Here is a 17,632-nt window from a genome sequence, read left to right on the forward strand (position 1 = left end):
GCGCCCACGCAGCTCACCCGCCCCCGCGCGACCCCGCAGCCCGCGGGTCACGCGGGGCCTCGGCCGTACCCCGGCCCGCCCCCGCACGCCCGCCCCGGGGCCGCGAAGGAACCGTCGCTCACCCGTACGGCGGTACGCCCCGCCGCGCCCCGCGACGCGCCCCGGTGCCCCCACCTGGCCCCGTCCCGCGTGCACAAGGGAACCAGCCCTCCTCATCTGGCGTTGACCGGTGAGTAAGGGTCCACTGGAGAGTGGAGTTCGAAGCAAGGGTTCCCCTGCCGCACCGCTTGGAGGGCGTACCGTGCACCGCCGGCACAACGGGCTCAGGACTGCCGTACTCCTCGGGGGACTGTCCGCCCTCATCATCGTCATCGGCAGCCTCTTCGGCCGTACGGGCCTCATCATCGCCGTCGTCGTCGCCCTCGGCACCAACGCCTATGCGTACTGGAACAGCGACAAACTCGCCCTCAGAGCCATGCGCGCCCGCCCCGTCAGCGAGTTCGAGGCTCCCCGGCTCTACCGCATGGTCCGCGAACTCTCGACGGCCGCCCGTCAGCCCATGCCGCGGCTGTACATCTCCCCGACCCAGGCGCCGAACGCCTTCGCCACCGGCCGCAACCCCCGCAACGCCGCGGTCTGCTGCACCGACGGGATCCTTCAACTGCTGGACGAACGTGAGTTGCGCGGCGTCATCGGCCATGAGCTGAGCCATGTCTACAACCGCGACATCCTCATCTCGTCCGTCGCCGGCGCCCTCGCCTCCGTCGTGATGTTCCTCGTCAACTTCGCCTGGCTGATCCCGATAGGCCGCTCCGACGACGACGAGGGACCCGGCCTCCTGGGCATGCTGCTGATCATGATCCTCGGGCCGGTGGCGGCCTCCCTGATCCAGCTCGCCGTCAGCCGCTCCCGCGAGTACGCGGCGGATGCCTCGGGGGCCCAGCTCACCGGCGATCCGCTGGCCCTCGCCTCCGCCCTGCGCAAGCTGGAGGCCGGCACCAAGCAGCTCCCGCTGCCGCCCGAGCCGCGCATCGAGACGGCCAGCCACATGATGATCGCCAACCCGTTCCGCGCGGAGGGCATGTCGAAGCTCTTCTCCACCCACCCCCCGATGAGCGAACGCATCGCCCGCCTCGAACAGATGGCGGGCCACCGCCCATGACGCCCGGCAGCCGCCGTCCACCGCGCCCCCGCACCCGGTGCACCGGACCCGCGCGACCGGTGCAACGTCGCAGGGCACTCCCGGCGTCTGTCACCTCAGACACATTCTTCGCCGTGCCCGTGGAAGGCTGACGATCATGAAGTTCCTCCTCAACATCCTCTGGCTGATCCTGAGCGGCCTGTGGCTGGCGATCGGCTACGTCGTCGCGGGTCTCATCTGCTGCATCCTGATCATCACGATCCCCTTCGGCATCGCGTCCTTCCGGATCGCCGGCTACGCCCTGTGGCCCTTCGGCCGGACGACCGTCGAACGACACGACGCCGGCGCCGGCTCGGCGATCGCCAACGTCATCTGGATCGTCTTCGCCGGCTGGTGGCTGGCCCTGGGCCACATCGTCACCGGCCTGGCCCTGTGCGTGACGATCATCGGCATCCCCTTCGGCATCGCCAACTTCAAGATGATCCCCATCTCCCTGCTGCCGCTGGGCCGCGACATCGTCCCCACCGACCGGGCCTTCACCGCCCGCTGACCGGCGGCCTCCGGGCAGGTCAGCCCCGTACGAGCCCCCGGGGCGCCGTATACCGCCGGAAGCCGAGCGGTTCGACGCCCGGGAGGCTCGCGAGCAGTCGCATCACCGGCCCGCCGCTCCCCAGCTTCGCGACGGCCACCCGCTCGTGCGACTCCGCGTCCGTCCACTCGCTGTAGTTGACGACCCGGGTGCCGTCCTCGGAGAGGTGGAAGTGCGAGGCGATGCCGCCCGTGCCGCTCTGCCAGCCGTCGAACATGTCCATCAGCCCGTCGACGAGCTGCCGGGCCGCCCCTTCCCCCGCCGTCCGGAAGGCGACGCGCACGACGCACCCCGGCGCGGGCGCCACCCCCTCCGGCAGCAGGCTGCGGTACAGCCGAAAGCGGCCGTACCCCGCTTCGCCGTCACCCCCGACACCGTCCAGGGCCGCCGCGACCCGCTCACGCAGCCCGGCCTCCTCGCGCCTGACGAACTCCCGGTGCGCCGCGTCGGTCGTCCACTGCGCGTAATCGAGGACACTGCGTCCATCGGTCCCGGCGAACAGCACCCGCGACAGGAATCCCGCCGGCAGCGGCGTCTCCTCCCAGGCACGCGCCACACCGTCCTGGACCGCCCGCTGCCCCTCGGGGCTTTCCGCGTCCCACTCGCTGATCAGCACCAAGCCGCTGTCCGGCCGGCGGATCTCGGGGAACACGTCCGTGCGAAAGGCGTCGCCGGAGCCGGAGTACACCCCATGCGGTGAATTCTGCGATGTCGTTGATGTCATGGCAGCACCCTCCAACCTCAACCGAACGTGAGGTCAACCCCCGCCCCCCCCGCAACGCCGGTGGGGCGGCGCGCCCCTGGCACGCCGCCCCACCCGCCCCGGGCCCACCGGCGGCATTCCCAGCCGCCGGCCCGCCGGCACCTACCGGTAGTTCACGAACTGGATCGCGAAATCCAGGTCCTTGCCCTTGAGCAGCTGCTGCACCGACTGCAGGTCGTCCCGGCTCTTCGAGCTGACCCGCAGCTCATCGCCCTGCACCTGCGCCTTCACGCCCTTGGGGCCCTCGTCGCGGATGATCTTGGCGACCTTCTTCGCGTTGTCCTGCGAGATCCCCTCCTCGATCGAGGCGGAGATCCGGTACTCCTTGCCCGAGGCCTGCGGCTCGCCGGCGTCCAGCGCCTTCAGCGAGATCCCGCGCTTGATCAGCTTGGACTGGAAGATGTCGAGCACGGCCTTCACCCGCTCTTCGGCGTTGGCCTTCATCTCGATCTTCTCGCCCGACCACTCGATCGACGCACCCACGCCCTTGAAGTCGTAGCGCTGCGAGATCTCCTTGGCGGCCTGGTTGAGGGCGTTGTCGACCTCCTGCCGCTCGACCTTCGAGACGATGTCGAAACTGGAGTCGGCCATGTTGAGTTGGCTCCTCGTACGTAGATCCGTCAGGGGTACGGCCCATGCCGGACCGCCCCGCCAGCCTAGCCACCCACCGGTGATCCGGCGCTGCGGAATCGAGTGGCGAACCACCCCCGGCCATCAGGTATGGTTTACGTCGTTGCCACAGAGCGCCGCCCACGGCGGATCTCCCGGCAGCAAACCCTGGCGGTGTGCCCGAGCGGCCAAAGGGAGCAGACTGTAAATCTGCCGGCTTCGCCTTCCCAGGTTCGAATCCTGGCGCCGCCACAGGTGTGAAGGGGCCCGTGACCAGCGTAAATGCTGGTCGCGGGCCTCTTCTGTATTTCCGGTGCCGAAAACCCCTCAATGGGCGGTATGCCCCACTCTGTCTCACCCTGTTTCGCGTGCTGACCAGCATGTGTGGGGCACGCGTGGGGCAGGTTCCGGGCGGGCCTACCTCCCGCCCTTCAAGGCGGCCTCGATCCGGGCGTTCGCTGTGGCTGCCTCACCGTCGAGGCATTTCGCGTAGACCCGGAAGAGCACGGTCACGCTGTGGCCGGCGCGCTTGGCCACGAGCTGAGGCTCCACACCGGAGCTGAGCCACGTTGAGACGGCCGCGTGGCGAAGGTCATAGGGCCGCTTGGCCAGTAGAGATGCGTACTGGGCGGGCGGGAGGGCTCGTCGTCGTGCCTCTGCCCAGACTTCCCCGTAACCGGTGTCCTGGATGAGCCCCCCGCGGTCTGTGCGGAACAGCCGGCCGTCGGGTGCCACCCCGTAGGCCGTGACGTGCCAGCGCAGCAGGGCGACCAGGTCGGGCGGAATGGGGACCACGCGGACCGCTTTCCTGGGGCGGTGCTTGAGGCCGCGTCGGTCGTGTGATTCTCCGCTGTCCGTCCAGGCGGTACCCGAACGTGGGCGGGTCTCTCGGAGGAGTAGCGTTCCCCAGCCGCGGCGCGGTAGGTCGCAGTCCCCCGCCCGTAGTCCAATCACTTCGGCCGGCCGTGCTGCTGCGAAGTACATGCACCCGAAGAACGCCACCAGGCGCCGGCCGCGGGGGCTCTGCGTCCTCACGGCATCGAGCAGCGCAGCGGCCTGAAGGGGGTCCGGCACGCAGGCGAGATCCAGTTCCTCTTCGACCTGTTCAGGCGCTTTCCACTGCACTTGAGGCAGGGGATTGCCCGCTAGGCGTTCAGCGTCGACTGCGTAGCCGAGGGCGTTGTGGAAGATCGCCCTCTTCCGGCGGATAGTCCCTGCTGCGGCTGTGGTGCCGTCCAACTTCTTGGTGAGGGCGTTGAGCGCGGCCCGCACGTGCATTCGGTCGGCCAGTGCCGAGGTGGGCAAGGACTTCCGCTCGAACCAGTCGAGGACTCTCGCCACCTCGGGCGGCATCTCCTCGCTGTGCCGTTTCATGTTGAATGCCCAGCTGTACAGGGCAGTGCGCACGGCTCCCGCGTCAGGCATGCCCTTGGTGTCCTTGACCAATGCGGGCGTGACCGTCGCCATGGCTTCGGCGAGTGTCCTTCGGGTGGAGCCGGGGGAGTGCGGCCACTTCATCGCGATGTAGTCGCGGGCGTGCTGGTACCAGCTCACGTCGTTGCGCTGGCGTAGTTCCCTCAGGGGGAGGCCAGTTGCCTCATCGAAGGGCTCTCCCTCGTGTAGCGCGCGCATCAACTCGGAGCGGCGGCCGTCGGCGAGGGTCTTGGTTCGGAAGGTCTGAGAGTGCGGGGTGGCGCCGGTCTTCCAGCGCAGTTCGGCTGACGCCTGGTTGCGGTCCTTCCGTTGCCGGACAGCCCAGATGCGAACGTCGTACGTCTTGCCCATGCGGGGCCTTTCCAAGGAAAGGGGCCCGGCGTAGGCCGGGCCCCGGGGGAAACGACGGAAGGAATCAGGCGGCTGACTGTTCGCAGGTCGCCCACCAGGCATCAAGGTCAGCCCGGCTGACGCGGAGGTGGCCGTTGGGGAGCTTGCTGAGCCTGGGTGCCTTGCCGCGGGCGCGCATGCGGTAGAAGGCGGCGCGACTCATCCGAATCTCTACGAGGACTTCAGAGAGCTTGAGCTTCTCCGGGCTGGGCACGTTGCTGTCTCCTTCGACGAACGCTCCGGGCGGTGACACGCTTCGGGCTCTGTTGAGTTGGAGTGACATTGCGTTGAGTCGTGACTCATCGCGACTCAAGGCGGCTTGGTGGGGTGTTGAGTCGCGATGAGTCACGACTCAGGCCAATGTGGTTGGCGTTGGTTGAGGGCGATGCCGTTGTAGGTGGCGACCTGCTGGCCGTAGGCGTCGCGGGGGCGAGTGCGGTTGAGCTGGGGCACGGCGGAGAGCAGGTTGCGGCCGAAGATCTGCTTGGTGCCGGCGCGGACGCCGTTGTCCTCGGCCCACTCCCGCCAGATGCCCCACAGGGCGTCCACAGGGACGCTGCATGTCGGGCCGGTGGTGCAGCGTTCGCGGATGAATGCGCTGGTGGGAGAGGCGGTGTCCTGCATGGTGGTGACCGCGTCGCGGCTGGAGACCGGTTCAGTGATCCGGCCGTTGCGCTGAAGGCGGGTGAGTCCTTCCAGAGCCCAGTTGAGGATGCCGGGCATCTCCGCTGTGAGGCGGTCGGTGAGCGTGGGATCTTCCTTGCCCAGCCACGAGACCCGCGTGTTGAGCACCACGAACCGCTTGGCGATGACCCCGGAGGAGTCGCCGAAGTGCGGCAGTTCGTTGGTGAGGATCATGAGCCGGGAAGGGAGCTTGCCCGTCCACGGTGCGCGGTACTTGCGGTCGACGTCGATGGTGTCTTCGCCGGAGATGGTCAGCAGCCGTTCCACGACCTGGCTGCTGTCGTTGCCCGACAGGCGGGCGTCGGAGATGACGGCGAGGGGCTTGCCGATCAGGGTGGACAGGCCGAAGTTCGTGCCGAGTCCGGCGAGGGTGGGGCCGGCCAGGTTCTCCCGCCCGACCAGCTCTTTCATCACGCGGGCGATGGTTCCCTTGCCGGAACGGGATGGGCCGACAAGGAGCAGGATCTTCTGCTGGTCGGTGCGGCCGGACAGGACGTAGCCGAACCACTCCTGGAGCGCCTGGACGGCATCGGGGTCGTTGGGCCAGACCTGCGCGAGGAAGCGTTCCCAGGTGGGCGCCGTGGCGTCGGGGTCGTAGGCGAAGGGGACGGAGACCAGGTTGAAGAAGCCGGGGGTGTGCGGCAGCAGCTCACGGTCCCGGATGCGCAGCAGCCCGTTTTGGCACGCCACGATGGTGCTGGTGTCCTGGGCGCGGTCGCTCCTGTCGGTCCAGGTCGGGGCGTCCACCTCTGTGGGCAGCAGGGTGATGGCGCCCAGGGCGTCCAGGAGGTTGCTGATCTTCGGCTTCGTCGGCGCCCACTCGTGAACCTCCGGCTCGTCCTTGCCGGGGGTGGTGTACGTGGCGTGCTCCAGCCGCTTGTACAGGTGGGCACGCATCTGCTGCTCGTCCAGCTCCCGCCAGCAGGTTCCGGTCCACCGCATCCAGGACGCGCGCCAGCGGCGGCACAGCAGGTGTCCGAGCTCGCCCTGCCAGTCAGGCAGGAGTCGGCGGGCGACGGCCATGGGGTTGGAGGGGGCGGGCAGTTCTTCGGCGGTCATGCGGCGTGCCTCCTCTCGGCGATGCCGGTGTGGTGGGGGCAGGTCTTCTTGTGCTCGGTGTAGTGCTCGACCGTCGGCACGACGGCGGCACGGCCCCTGACCTGGCGCCGGTAGCCGCACGGGCAGGCCGCAGTCACGGAGATGCGCCACTTGGGCTCGGCAACGATGTGCAGCCCGTAGAACACCCGCTCCGGGCTGCCCTGGGTGGCGTGGTTCGGGTCAGGGCGAAGAGCTGAAAGGGCGCCCTGACGGGCGACGACCTTCGGCGCACCACTGCTGGATGTGGTGCGGGCCGGTTCGGCGGAGCTGGTGCGGTCGGGGGTCACGATGCCCTCCTGGCGCCGGTGTTGAGGCCGTTGGTGACGGCTCGTTGGGCGTAGGGCTCGGGGACGCCGACGGAGACGGCTGCGGCGACGATCCGCTCGCCGAGAGCGTCGAGGCCGCACGGCCCGGGACAGTCGGCGTGCTGGGCGGCCAGGAAGCTGGCGACGCCGTATGCCTGGGAGCCGGCGCCGGTCTTGGTGCGGGCTCGGATCTTTTCGAGTCCGCGCATGAGGCCGGAGAGCACGTACCGCTCGGTGTGACGGCACCCGGTGGAGCCGGTGCGGTCAACGGTGACCCGCATGGAGAGCGAAGAGACCACCACCTCGCGCGGGGTGGTCTCTTCTGTCTCGACGAGAGCACGGACGGCGGCCGGCAGCTCCGTCATGGTGCCGGTACCCGGGCCCAGCCAACGGGTGTACGACATGCGCGATTTGATGTCCACACCGGGCCGCACCCTGTTCGCGGACCGCATCGTGCGGAAGTAGATCCAGTGCTCCCCCCGCGTCGTGCGCACCGTCCGGGTGGGCGGCAGGGTCTGGCGCGCCCAGGCGACGGCGTCGGCGTCGTCCAGGTCGACGACGGTGAGCCCGGCGCCGCCGGGGTGGTAGGCGACCGCCGTCGCCTCCCGCCACGCAGCTACCCATGCGGGTGAGGTGAGAGTGGCGTGATCGGGGGTGGCGGCTGCCCAGCCGTGGCACGGCCTCGGGCACTGGCAGGGCCCCTCAGCCTTCATGTGCGGGCGGTCACCGCAACGGCTCTTCTCGCAGGCCGGGCAGTTGGCGAAGGGCCGTTTGCCTCGGCTCAGCGGCAGGGCGGGCACACCGGCGGCGCCCAGGTGCAGGGCAATTCGCAGGTGGTCGGTCATGCCGCCACCTCCAGCGCGAGCAGTCGCGGAGAGCCGGAGGCTCGCCTCATGTCGGTGGTTTGAGTCATGCTGGACGTCTCCTCTTCTGTGGAATGAGCGGGGAGACCAGGGCGGCCCGGAACTTTGGCGAGATGCGGGCCGCCCTAGCCATGGCTAGGCGCAGGTGCAGTCGGGGCGTTCGCTGGAGCCGTCGGCCCAGCAGTCGCAGCAGTGCGGATAGGCGTAGCCGTCGTTCTCGATCGCGCACAGCTCGCAGTCGATGAAGTCGTCGTCCTCGTACACGGCTCTCCTTGTGGTGATGTGCTGGGTTTCGTGACGCTCCGTGTCTGGGAGGGAGCGTGCGGGCCCGTGGGCAGGCTCTTTTGGGGCCTGACCTGGGTGTTTTTGGGGTGGCCTCCCTGCCTCCCTGGCGGGGCGTTATCGCTGATCAGGTCAGGGAGGTGGGCTCAGGGAGGCGGTTAGGGAGTTCTCCCTGCCTCCCTGACTCCCTCCCTTCACTCAGCGTGACTTTCGGGGGTGTTTGCGTCCCGTGCGGCGAGGGCGTCGAGGACCTTGCGGCGGTCGACGACCATCACGCCGGACTTGTGCGGGGCGGCCCCGAACGGCTCCAGCACTTCCTTCAGGTCGCTGAACGTCCAGCCGCGGTAGTGACCGGGCCGCAGTTCGGCGAGCCGCTGCAGAACCTCTTGGGTGCGCACCCGCTCGTCCTTGCCGAGGACGTGGGCGATGTCGGCGAGCGCATCGATCTGCTCGGCGTTCTCGACGGCGGACAGGGTGGTGACGCCGGAGCGGCGAGCTTTGGCCCGGTCGGCGAGTTCGGCGGCCTGGTCGTCGTCGATGTAGTGCGTGCGGATCGTGATGGATGCCTGGCCCGGGGCGAGTTTGACGCCGTCGCCGGCAACGACGACGGTGCCCTTGTCGCGGCCCTGGCGCAGCTTGTGCGGGGCGGCGCCGCCGTCGATGGCCTTGTCTCCAAGTGCCATGCGGGCCTGCGACTCGGTGCCCAGGACCAGGCTGGCGCGGGTGTGGGCGCCTTCCCGGACGAGTTTGGGGAGGTTCTGGTCGGTGGGGTCCTGCGTTCCCTGCCACAGCAGCACGTCCACAGCGCGGCCCTGGTTGTGGATTTTGCGGGCCGCCTGGAAGTACCGGCTGGTGGCCTTGGTGCCGCCGTAGGGGCGTCCGTCCTCGCCCTTGGCGGGGCACATGAACGCGAGCTGCGCTTCGTCCACCAGCAGGATCAGCGGGTCGAAGTGCGTGCCGGCCGGGGCCATCATGCGCCGCTCCATCTCGGCGACGCCTTCCTCCAGCATCTCGGTGACGTCGATGACGTGCTCGTCGGTCGGGCCCTCGATCAGCAAGGTGGCGATGCCGTGGAACATCCGCCAGTCCCCGATCCCCTTCAGGTCTCCGATCCGGAACTCCACGGAGGGATCCAGCGCCAGCCACAGTGCCAGCGCCCGCAGGGAGGCGGTCTTGCCCTGGTTGGACAGGCCCGTGATGAGCATGTGCCGCTGAAAGAGGCTGATCACGGCGGCGTCGCCGCGCAGGTCGCAGCCCCAAGGAGCACGGCCCGCCTTGTAGTCGGCGCGCATGTCGGGGTCGGTGACCAGCGGGGACGGGCCGATCGGCTCGTCCAGCGCGCCGGAGTCGGCGATCCACAGCCGGACCGTGCGCGCGGCCTCCGGAATGCTGATGAACACTTCGTGCTCGTGCCGGCCGAGGTTCTCGGCGAGCTTGCGTCGGCGCTGCTGGACTTCCTCGGTGGACACGCCGGAGGGCAGTAGGACGTCGACTTCGACGCCGCATCCGGCGATGCGGATGGGGCCGAGCATGCCGGCGCCCGCGTCCTCCATGGCGGTGATGGCCTTGCGCATCGCGGAGATGCCCAGGTCCCGCATCGCGGTGACCACGATGGAGGGTGTGATGGGTGCGCCCTCGTCGGAGGTGCGCTGGCCATCAGGCATGGCCCAGACGGGGATGTCGTTGCGGCGCCGTCCGACCGCCCACAGGGCCAGCAGCGCCAGCCACGGGCCGACGGTCACCAGCGGGCCCCACACGATGGTGACGATGACGACGCACCAGCGGATCAGCTCAACGATCGCCATGGTCGGGGCGAGAATCCAGGAGGCGTCGTCTTCGGAGAGGGCCATCACCAGGCCGAGCGCGAGCAGGCTCCCTTCGGTAACAGCCGCACCGACCAGAGCGCCTTTGGCGACGCGCTGCGGGGCGCTCAGCAGTTCCATGCGGCGCTGGTGGCGGGCGGCTTTGTAGGCGGCTCCCCGGACTTCCCACTCCATGGCGCCTGCGTGGTCGCCTGCGGCTTCGGCGGTGCGCATCATGCGCTCGTAGCGGGATGCGGTGCGCCCGTCCCAGGCGCGACGGGTCATGATGCGGGCACCGGCCGCCACGAACATGCTGTGCCGGGCCGCCGCACGCGCACCGGTGCGAGTCCGTTCATGGGTGGCCACCGTCCGCACCGTGCGGGCGGTCCGCACCCAGGTCGAGGCCCGGGGCGCTTCCGGTGCCGCCGTCGGGGCGGGGATGACAATGCCTTCCAGCGGCTCGCCGGTGGTGGTCTCTTTCACCAGACGGACGGGCGCACCGGAGGTGGGCCGGTGGTCGTCGAGGTGGTGCACGGTGCCCATGTCGGACTGTTCAGGGATGGCGTCAGTCATGCTGGTCACTCCTGTTTCCGTGAATCGGTGCAGGGCCCGGGGCGGCCGGATTCCTTGGCCGGGTACGGCCGCCCCGGGGCGAAGTCAGCGAGGGTTGTTCTCGGCGCGCTTGGCGGCGGCGTCGAGGATGCGGTCGACCTTGCGTTCCAGGTCAGCGAGGTGGACGTTCTCGCCCGCGAGGGAGCGCTTACACATGCGGGCAGTGAGGCAGGCGACCTTGGCCGTCTCGGCGGCGGTCAGCGGCGGGTCCTGGGCCATGACGCTCCGATCCGGAGCCGGACTGTCCAGCTCCCCACCGCGCCCGACACCAGGTCGGGCGCGACGGGCAGCCGTCAGCGGCGCTTACGGGCCTTGGCGACGTTCGCGGCAGCGGCCTTACCGTCCGCACCACCGACCGACCTCACGACCGTCACCACGCCCCACGTGCCGACAGCGGCGATGAACGCGAGGACCCCCAGGTTGGCGGCGATGGCGGTCAGGGAGCCGACCAGAAGCGGGCCGAAGTACACACCTGCCGCCACCGCCCCACCTCCCATCCCGGCACCGAGGGCGACGCGCTGCACCGTCCGGTCCGGCGGCGCGTGGTGGATGTGCTGAACGACGGTCACCGCCTGATCGGCAGCTGCCGGGGTAATCAGCGGCTCGGGTCGGTGTACGAGCGGCTGCGGTGTGTGGAGGGCGGGGAGTTGGTTGTCGAACTGGTAGCGGCGGGGCGTGGACACGCGGGCCTCCTCGGATCGGCAGGGCACGGAGTCAGGGGCGAAGGTCTTCGTAGTCGGCGCCGGCCTTCAGCGCCTTGGCCTGCGCCCGGAGGCTTGCGGCCATCAGCTCATCGGCCTCGGGTGCGCCCTGCGCCGCTGCCGCGTTGTACTCCCGCATGACGGTCTGCGCGGCCTCGACGAGCTGCTCCTGGATGACGTCGAGCCAGTTCTCCCGGTCGGCGTCGACCAGGTTGTCGAGCGTCGCCCAGAGGCCGTGGGCGGCGACTGCGGCGGTCAGGGCGGCGAACACCACGCGCCCTTCGTTGCCGCCGGGAAAGATGCCGGCGCCGCCGCGGTACATGAGCAGTGAGGTGCCGACCAGGGCGCCCAGGACTGCGAGCGCGATGATGGCGTCGAGCGCCACGATGGCGAGGCGGTGTGCGCGGATGCTGGTCATGTCAGCCCTTCCTGCCGGTCTTGCGGATCTCGTGGGCGTGGCACAGGACTTGGCCGATCAGCAGCCCGACCCCGCGCACGCCCCACCGGCCGCCGGTGAGCGGACCGGGCGGAACTTCGTCGACGATCCAGCCGGTCCTGCCAGCCGCGCGGGGGTCGTCTTCGCACGAGATGATCTGAACTTCATCGCCTGCGTTGAACATGGCCATCTCCTCTCAGACCGACGCGGTGACGCTCGGCGTGCGGCGGGCAGTGTCGGCTGCCGCGACCTTCGCGGCGGAGTGGAAGCGGGGGCTGTCGCCCTTGCGCCGGCGGGGTGGAATGGGTCGCTTGCGCGGGGCCTTCGGCGCCTTCTTCGAACTGGGGGGCACTTGGATCGTGAGCTGCGGCTTTGCAGGCTTCTGCGCGGCGTTCGCGGTCGTCGCGGGAAACGCGTACAGGTGGCGTCCGAGGCGGGCGCGGACGCTGCGCGCCACCACCTCAGGGGCCGGTGTGCGGGCCTCTTGCAGACGGAGGTCCGAGGACACCGCGCGCTGCTCGTACTTCGGCGTCATGCCGGGCTTCGTCGGCCCGTGGACGATGGCCCACGCACGGCCCCACGCGTCCTCGGCGGGGAGCGTGCCGAACGGGGCGGCGGAGACCAGACGGTTGGCAACGCGCAGCACCTTGCGGTGATCGCGGCGTCGCCGGGCGGCGTGCTTGCGCTGCGCGCGGGCCTCCTCGTCGCGGCCGGCCAGGGTCGAGACCCACTGTCGAATCTCGAACACGACCGGCCCCAGGACGGTGACGGCCGCCAGACCGGCACCGGCGGCCGCAGCGTCGGAGGCCGACAGACCATGCCCCGCAAGAGACAGGCCGTAGCCGTAGTTGATGGACGCGGCGAACGCGGCGCACGCGGCGACCAGGGCACGCAGCATCCAGCGCACCCACGCGGGGGCCTGCCGGGCATCGGCGTAAGCGACACCGGCCGACATGACCCACGCTGCGCCTTCCAACCCCAGCGGGACGGGCAGCAGCATCGGGTGGATGCCGACGAAGTGCACGATCTGTGCGGGCAGGGACGCCAGCCCGGATGCGGCGACCAGGCCGAGCGTGCCGTTGCGGTAGATGCGCTCCGGTGTCAGGGCCTCCCGGCGCCGGTCGGCGCGCTCCTGCCGGCGGGCCTTCCGCGCGGCCCGGTTGGCGGCCTTGTCGGTACGAGCCTGCTCCCGAAGTCGGGCGGCGCGCTCGTCGTTGGCCCGCTGCCGTTCTGCGCGACGCTCTTCGGCGGCTGCGGCATCGATGCGACGCTGCTCGGCGTCGGCGGCCTGGTCGGCTCGGCGCTCTTCGCGGTAGTTGCTGCTCATGCCCCGACCTCCGGCATGGCGGTCGGGGCGGACAGGTTGGTCAGCTCGCGGCGGGCGGCGAGCACCCGTCGGCAGGCCCGGCGGATGCGCTGCGTGTCCAGGTCGTTCGGCGTCCGGTCGAGGGTCATGATCTGTGCGTCCAGCAGCTCGACTTCCGCCGAGATGGCCGGCATCTCTGCGTCGATCGCGTCCAGTTCCGCATCCGTCGGCTCCAGCCACGGGGCGAAGGCGGTAACGGCGTCCTGAACAGTGACGATGTGACTCATTGGGTTGTGTCCCTTCGCAGTGAGACGGCCCGAAGCGGCCCCGGTGTCTTCAGCACCGGGGCCGCGCCGTCGGGTGGTTGTGGTACTCGACGCCCTTGGGTCGGGTGGCGAAGGCCCGGCGACACTGGCCCACCTGCATGCCCTTGCAAGGCGGTGTCGCTTTCTAGAGCTGCCGAGCCTTGAGGCCCCTCTCCCGCCTTTGGGGCGGTTCGCCGGCGTCCGGGATGTGACCCCCATCTGCGTAGGTCCAGGGCCTAGAGATCCCTGCTTTGACCTCCCGTTTTCAGGTCCGGATGACCGTATGGGCAACTTCCCCTGTTGTTCCTCGGGCGTGCTGTGGTGCTCGTCCTGGCCCGCTCTGTCCCGGGCTCCTTGACCACGACCAAGCCGGATGTGAAGCCAGGCACGTCGAGGTCCGGCGCCCGCTGGTCGATCAGACCGACTCGCAGGCACATCCCTAAGGTTCCCTAGGGTTCCCTGCGGTGTCAAGCGGTAAGCTAGGGAACCTCAGGGATGTCACGAGAAGGAGCAAGCGATATGGCAGGCCAGGCCGACAATCGGGCGCCGTACGCGAAGATTGCCGCCCACTACGCGGAGCTGATTTCGTCTGGTCAGCTCCAGCCGGGGTCACTCTTGCCGAGCATCAAGAACCTCGCGGAAGAGTGGAAGGTGAGCACAGCGACGGCTGAGAAAGCCCTGCGCAAGCTGCGCAACGACGGCCTTGTGCGGGGCATTCATGGCATCGGGACTGAGGTCTTGGATCGGCCGGCCTCAATGTCTTCGGGATCCCAGCGCCAAGACCGCGGGCGCCGTACCGGATCGAGCTGGGGGAATGGCGAAAGGTCGGATTCGCATCAGGCGGCCGTCGTTCCTGCGCCCGCCGGCGTGGCTCAAGCACTGGACATCGAGCCAGGTTCGGATGTGGTCCGCCGCAGCCGGGTCTACAGGGACCGGCACGGCATCGTGGCCCACAGCACGTCTTGGATTCCTGCTCGGTACGGCAAGCTAATCCCCCAGCTAGCGACGAGTGAACGCCTGACGGGGGGGACGTCGCTCCAGCTCATTGCCCAGGCGACCGGTCACCCGATCAGCCACCGAATCGACACTGCTTCAGCCCGCCTGCTTACGCCGGAGGACGCACGGCTCCTGGAACTTGATCCTTCCAACCCGCCGGCGGAACCAGTCGTCGTGATGACTGCGAAGTTCGTCGACAGCGAGGGCAACATCGTGGAATACGGCGTGGACCTCGGCGGCCCCAGCCGCACCTGGCGCACAGAATCGGAGGTCTCCGCGTGACGGCCCCCCACCCGCCGTTCTGCGTCCTGATGGCCGGACTGCCTGGCTCTGGCAAGACCACTCTTTCGCGCGCTCTCACCGCGCGCGGGTTCGCGCGACTGTGCCCGGATGAAGAGATGTACCGCCGGCATGGTGTCTACGGCGTGGACTTCCCCCGCGGCACCTTTCCCACCCTCGAGCGGCCGGTCCTCGACGACGTGGCCATTGAGCTTAGAGAGCAACTCAAGGCAGGGCGCGATGTCGTCGTCGACCACGGCTTTTGGACCCCGGATGATCGGGCCAGATGGCAAGCCATCGCCACCGACGCCGGCGCCACCTCTGTGCTCGTCTACCTCGCGGCCAGCCACGACGAGCTTTGGGAGAGGATCAGCAAGCGCAACGATTTTCACGCGAACGATCCCAACTCCATCTACTTCTCGGAGAGCGACCTCCAGCGGTACCGCACCCGGTTCATCCCTCCTCAGGCCGATGAACCGCACCTCTTGTACGAGGGGGACACGACGGCCGTCATTGCGGCTATGAACGCTCCTCCCTTCGACCAGCGGAGCTCTAAGGGGGCTGGGTGATGGGAACTGGAGCAGTGTGGCGTCTAGGGGCATTCTCGCAAGCGCCTGAGAAACCTCTTCAGCACCGTCAGCAGTTCTTGCGGGTTGTCTATAACCTCAACCGGAATCCGATCGACATAGGCAATACCCGCATCACGCAGCAGGTGATCCCGAGACGTGTCCATCGCCCGCCGGGCCCGATGGTTGGGCCCGTCAATCTCCAAGACTCCGGCCCGCCCTCGATACGTGACAATCACGTCTGGCTCCCAGGTGTGTCCGAGAACCCGACCGTTCGGGAGGGGGAAGATCGAGATCGTTTCCTCGGAGGCTAGTTCCTTCTCCTGCAAGTGTTTTAATGCCTGATAGACACGGCGTTCACCAAAGTTAGTGAAAGCAAGCCCGTCCAACGTCCACTGCGGCTTTTCCGGCATGGTCCGCCGGGCCATGTTCGTCGGCCTGTCTGCACTCATCATTTCTTGTAGACGCTCGCGCCAATCAGGACCGACGTTGGGCAGCGTCTCGCGGAAGCCGAGCCAGTCCACCCCGTAGTTGAGCCGTTCAGCTACCTGTTTGAAGACTGAGGTCAGCAGCCTCTTGGCCTCCGGCGTGAAGGCCGAATCGTTCTGCGGATCGACCTCCAACCACAAGTCATCCGTCTGCGACTGGTCGTCATACTCGATCACCGCACTCCGGACCATAAGAAGCAGCTGAACATGGGCAGTGTCTCCGCGTTGAGCCAGCAGAGCTGCCATGTGGCCCAGCAAGGAATCCGCTTTAGCGTGTTGCGCTTCCTCTTTCGTCGACCACGCGTCGTTGATGATCTCGCCGTAGGTGCGAGGTGGAACGTTCGACTCCCCCGGTGCGGCCTGCTCCATCACTGCCCCTCCCCGAATTAGGCCCTATGTGGAAGCTACCCGATGCCTACGACAGTCCGGGGGCAGTCGTGCACGCACAGTTGAACCTGAGCAGGGCAGAGGCAGCGGTCAGAGCGCTTCCCTGTTCTCCCTTGGGGCTTCCCCCGACGTACTGGAGGCAAGACGCTCCAGGGCGACTTGTGTCCGTCAGCGCAGATGGCTCAGGACGGTATCGGGGCGGCAGACGGGGCAGGGAGCCGTGGTCTCGTGGTCGGCGAGGGCCTGTAGAGCTTCGGCGTCGCTCAGGAGCCGGTCGCCGAGGCATTGTGCGCAGTCGTCGCGGTGGATGTAGTAGTCAGACGGGCTGGTGCGGGGGGCGTCGTAGATCCGCCAGCGCCGACGCAGGTGCGCAGGCGGCGGGTTGAGGCTGCTGTAGTCCTCGCTCGGAAGGGGCTGGACGACGGGGTGCGGGGCGCTGAAGGCGATCACGCGCGTAGTAAGGGTGGGGCCGTGGCGCCGATCGTCGTCGCGGTCGGGTATCTCGACCTCCAGGTCGTACCACCACACGCCGGCGCGGTCACGACGCCGGCGAGTGACAGCAGCCCTCAGTCGCTGGCCGTCGGGCAGGGAGACTTCAGCCCGCGGGCGGGTGTTGGTCTCCTGATCGCGGGGCCACTCCATGGCTATACCGCAGTGCCTTCCGATTCGTCCTCAGGCTCGTGGGCGCGCTTGAGGGCAGATCGCGCCTTGACGACGTCGCCGGGACACGAGGCCCAGTAGTCGTGGCACGACACCGTGACCGTCAGGTCAAGCTGCCGGGCGCGCAGCTCTGCGACCTGGTTCTTTTCCTCGTCCGTGTGGCCGGGTGAGTCCTCGCGCAATCGCGGGAGCCAGAAGTCCTCGCCATGGCCCGTCATTGGCTCGACCGACCAGGGCAGTCGCGCGTACAAGGCGTGCAGCTCGGCCTGGACCTGGTGCAGCTCCAGCTGTGCGTCCAGCAGATCTTGGGGGAAGTCGAAGGTGTCAGCCACACTCCAGAGAATACGCTCACTCGTTCGATTCCTGAGTATGGCCAAGCGCGCCGCACCGGATTCACCCATTCTTGACAACGAACCGCTCCACGCGCTGTTCACCAGGCCCAGGCAGACATGCTGCGTCAGGTCCCGCGGAAGATTGCTGGGCGGGCAGGGGTCGAGCGCAGCCGTGCCCATATTCAGACCTGGGAAGTCTCCCGCGAACCCGCCGGGCCGCGGGCGGGCCGCTGGCGTGCGTAGAGCCTCGCCGTGGGGCAGCCTGGTGAGAAGGCAACCCTGGAGGTCTCCAATGGCCTATCACGAGGAAGAGCCCTGGCGGGACAGGCGCCGAGTTCGCCGGGTACGGCCAAAGATGGTGCTTGGCTGTCTTCTGGCGCTGGGGCTGGTGATCGTGATGGCCGTGATCAATTTTCAGATCGCAGCGATCATCGTAGGTCTGGCCGTCGTTACCGTCGTTCTCTTGCTCATAAGTAAGCGGGCTGATCGGCGCCGTCGTTAGCGCTGAAGTGATCCACTTCCTAGTACCGCATCAGGCAACGTTTGCCCTGTCTGTATCCCTGGTTACCCGTTCGGCTGATTCCGCAAGCCGGGCTGCCTGGCA

General features: G+C 68.6%; 22 protein-coding genes and 1 tRNA gene. 5 read left to right on the forward strand and 18 right to left on the reverse strand.

The features are described from left to right. The first annotated feature begins 301 nt into the window (after positions 1 to 301). Together htpX and ACH4FH_RS00730 are read left to right on the forward strand one after the other, a co-directional pair. On the forward strand, positions 302 to 1,162 hold the full coding sequence (htpX, locus tag ACH4FH_RS00725; protein ID WP_398553559.1) for a zinc metalloprotease HtpX: 861 nt from the start codon (positions 302 to 304) through the stop codon (positions 1,160 to 1,162). A gap of 136 nt (positions 1,163 to 1,298) precedes the next feature. Next, entirely contained in the window at positions 1,299 to 1,691 is a 393-nt protein-coding gene (locus ACH4FH_RS00730) for a YccF domain-containing protein (RefSeq protein ID WP_398553560.1), read from the forward strand. Positions 1,692 to 1,710: 19 nt separating this feature from the next. Here ACH4FH_RS00730 and ACH4FH_RS00735 read toward each other — a convergent pair whose 3' ends face one another. Both ACH4FH_RS00735 and ACH4FH_RS00740 read right to left on the reverse strand, forming a co-directional pair. Continuing rightward, positions 1,711 to 2,454, reverse strand: a complete 744-nt coding sequence (locus ACH4FH_RS00735; RefSeq protein WP_398553561.1) for an antibiotic biosynthesis monooxygenase — start codon at positions 2,452 to 2,454, stop codon at positions 1,711 to 1,713. A gap of 141 nt (positions 2,455 to 2,595) precedes the next feature. Then, positions 2,596 to 3,084, reverse strand: coding sequence for a YajQ family cyclic di-GMP-binding protein (locus ACH4FH_RS00740; RefSeq protein ID WP_393892728.1), 489 nt, complete (start codon positions 3,082 to 3,084; stop codon positions 2,596 to 2,598). Between the two features lie 188 nt (positions 3,085 to 3,272). Between ACH4FH_RS00740 and ACH4FH_RS00745 the strand changes: the two genes are divergently transcribed. After that, positions 3,273 to 3,354 (forward strand) — tRNA-Tyr (locus ACH4FH_RS00745). A 165-nt stretch (positions 3,355 to 3,519) separates the two neighbouring features. Here ACH4FH_RS00745 and ACH4FH_RS00750 read toward each other — a convergent pair. From ACH4FH_RS00750 to ACH4FH_RS00810, 13 genes are all read right to left on the reverse strand, one after another. Continuing rightward, entirely contained in the window at positions 3,520 to 4,887 is a 1,368-nt protein-coding gene (locus ACH4FH_RS00750; RefSeq protein ID WP_398553562.1) for a tyrosine-type recombinase/integrase, read from the reverse strand. A gap of 64 nt (positions 4,888 to 4,951) precedes the next feature. Beyond that, positions 4,952 to 5,140, reverse strand: coding sequence for a helix-turn-helix transcriptional regulator (locus ACH4FH_RS00755; protein ID WP_398553961.1), 189 nt, complete (start codon positions 5,138 to 5,140; stop codon positions 4,952 to 4,954). Between the two features lie 131 nt (positions 5,141 to 5,271). After that, positions 5,272 to 6,669: a phage/plasmid primase, P4 family gene (locus tag ACH4FH_RS00760; RefSeq protein ID WP_398553563.1), complete on the reverse strand. Its 1,398-nt coding sequence runs from the start codon at positions 6,667 to 6,669 to the stop codon at positions 5,272 to 5,274. After that, positions 6,666 to 6,995, reverse strand: coding sequence for a hypothetical protein (locus ACH4FH_RS00765; RefSeq protein ID WP_398553564.1), 330 nt, complete (start codon positions 6,993 to 6,995; stop codon positions 6,666 to 6,668). Before ACH4FH_RS00765 ends, ACH4FH_RS00760 begins: the two co-directional genes overlap by 4 nt. After that, positions 6,992 to 7,858, reverse strand: a complete 867-nt coding sequence (locus ACH4FH_RS00770) for a bifunctional DNA primase/polymerase (protein ID WP_398553565.1) — start codon at positions 7,856 to 7,858, stop codon at positions 6,992 to 6,994. The genes ACH4FH_RS00765 and ACH4FH_RS00770 overlap by 4 nt, the downstream gene beginning before the upstream one ends. A 153-nt stretch (positions 7,859 to 8,011) precedes the next feature. Further along, on the reverse strand, positions 8,012 to 8,140 hold the full coding sequence (locus tag ACH4FH_RS00775) for a hypothetical protein (protein WP_398553566.1): 129 nt from the start codon (positions 8,138 to 8,140) through the stop codon (positions 8,012 to 8,014). 212 nt (positions 8,141 to 8,352) lie between these two features. Continuing rightward, the gene (locus tag ACH4FH_RS00780) at positions 8,353 to 10,503 is read right to left on the reverse strand and encodes an ATP-binding protein (RefSeq protein ID WP_398553962.1); all 2,151 of its coding nucleotides are present in this window, start codon (positions 10,501 to 10,503) and stop codon (positions 8,353 to 8,355) included. A gap of 114 nt (positions 10,504 to 10,617) precedes the next feature. Next, positions 10,618 to 10,791, reverse strand: a complete 174-nt coding sequence (locus ACH4FH_RS00785; protein ID WP_398553567.1) for a DUF6257 family protein — start codon at positions 10,789 to 10,791, stop codon at positions 10,618 to 10,620. A gap of 74 nt (positions 10,792 to 10,865) precedes the next feature. Further along, on the reverse strand, positions 10,866 to 11,255 hold the full coding sequence (locus ACH4FH_RS00790; RefSeq protein WP_398553568.1) for a DUF6251 family protein: 390 nt from the start codon (positions 11,253 to 11,255) through the stop codon (positions 10,866 to 10,868). A gap of 31 nt (positions 11,256 to 11,286) precedes the next feature. Further along, positions 11,287 to 11,691 (reverse strand): hypothetical protein, encoded by a 405-nt coding sequence (locus tag ACH4FH_RS00795; protein ID WP_398553569.1) that lies wholly within the window; start codon positions 11,689 to 11,691, stop codon positions 11,287 to 11,289. 1 nt (position 11,692) lies between these two features. Beyond that, positions 11,693 to 11,893: a hypothetical protein gene (locus tag ACH4FH_RS00800; RefSeq protein WP_398553570.1), complete on the reverse strand. Its 201-nt coding sequence runs from the start codon at positions 11,891 to 11,893 to the stop codon at positions 11,693 to 11,695. Positions 11,894 to 11,905: 12 nt separating this feature from the next. Continuing rightward, positions 11,906 to 13,036, reverse strand: coding sequence for a hypothetical protein (locus ACH4FH_RS00805; RefSeq protein ID WP_398553571.1), 1,131 nt, complete (start codon positions 13,034 to 13,036; stop codon positions 11,906 to 11,908). Continuing rightward, on the reverse strand, positions 13,033 to 13,302 hold the full coding sequence (locus tag ACH4FH_RS00810; protein ID WP_398553572.1) for a DUF6284 family protein: 270 nt from the start codon (positions 13,300 to 13,302) through the stop codon (positions 13,033 to 13,035). The genes ACH4FH_RS00805 and ACH4FH_RS00810 overlap by 4 nt, the downstream gene beginning before the upstream one ends. Before the next feature lie 537 nt (positions 13,303 to 13,839). On the opposite strand from ACH4FH_RS00810, the gene ACH4FH_RS00815 reads away from it, so the two are divergent. Both ACH4FH_RS00815 and ACH4FH_RS00820 read left to right on the forward strand, forming a co-directional pair. Next, positions 13,840 to 14,598: a GntR family transcriptional regulator gene (locus ACH4FH_RS00815; RefSeq protein WP_398553573.1), complete on the forward strand. Its 759-nt coding sequence runs from the start codon at positions 13,840 to 13,842 to the stop codon at positions 14,596 to 14,598. Continuing rightward, positions 14,595 to 15,164 (forward strand): AAA family ATPase, encoded by a 570-nt coding sequence (locus tag ACH4FH_RS00820; protein WP_398553574.1) that lies wholly within the window; start codon positions 14,595 to 14,597, stop codon positions 15,162 to 15,164. Before ACH4FH_RS00815 ends, ACH4FH_RS00820 begins: the two co-directional genes overlap by 4 nt. A 23-nt stretch (positions 15,165 to 15,187) precedes the next feature. Here the strand turns inward: ACH4FH_RS00820 and ACH4FH_RS00825 are convergent, their stop codons facing one another. The 3 genes from ACH4FH_RS00825 to ACH4FH_RS00835 all read right to left on the reverse strand — a co-directional run bounded on the left by ACH4FH_RS00825 (position 15,188) and on the right by ACH4FH_RS00835 (position 17,028). Next, entirely contained in the window at positions 15,188 to 16,018 is an 831-nt protein-coding gene (locus ACH4FH_RS00825) for a hypothetical protein (RefSeq protein WP_398553575.1), read from the reverse strand. A 186-nt stretch (positions 16,019 to 16,204) separates the two neighbouring features. Next, positions 16,205 to 16,678 (reverse strand): DUF6233 domain-containing protein, encoded by a 474-nt coding sequence (locus ACH4FH_RS00830; RefSeq protein WP_398553576.1) that lies wholly within the window; start codon positions 16,676 to 16,678, stop codon positions 16,205 to 16,207. Between the two features lie 2 nt (positions 16,679 to 16,680). Continuing rightward, entirely contained in the window at positions 16,681 to 17,028 is a 348-nt protein-coding gene (locus ACH4FH_RS00835) for a hypothetical protein (protein WP_398553577.1), read from the reverse strand. Positions 17,029 to 17,632: the final 604 nt, after the last annotated feature.

The sequence above is a fragment of the Streptomyces sp. NPDC017993 genome, from assembly GCF_044328065.1.
GTDB lineage: Bacteria > Actinomycetota > Actinomycetes > Streptomycetales > Streptomycetaceae > Streptomyces.